Raw genomic sequence first — 259 nt, forward strand, 5'->3', positions numbered from 1 at the left:
TGAAGGACCAGGCTGATTGGTCTGGGTTGCTGATTGGCAATGGGTTCAGCCAAAACCTCTGGCAGCGTTTTGGCTATGCCTCACTGTTCGACACAGCGTCGCATGGCGATGGCGCGCAGTTGAGTGCAGCTGACGTCTCACTGTTTGATCGCTTGGAAACTCGAAATTTTGAGGTGGTTCTGAGCGCATTGGCGACCAGCAAGACTGTGTCAGCGGCACTTGAACTGCCCCTGGACCCGTTCTCCGAGCGTGAAGACAG

General features: G+C 55.6%; 1 protein-coding gene. It reads left to right on the plus strand.

Annotation, left to right across the window (positions count from 1 at the left end; genetic code table 11):
• Positions 1-26 precede the first annotated feature (26 nt).
• Positions 27-259 (plus strand): DUF4917 family protein (locus AC1RQI_RS17290; protein ID WP_481905843.1); only part of this gene is annotated, 233 nt, incomplete at its 3' end.

The sequence above is a fragment of the Salicola sp. AFF1 genome (genome assembly GCF_056783195.1).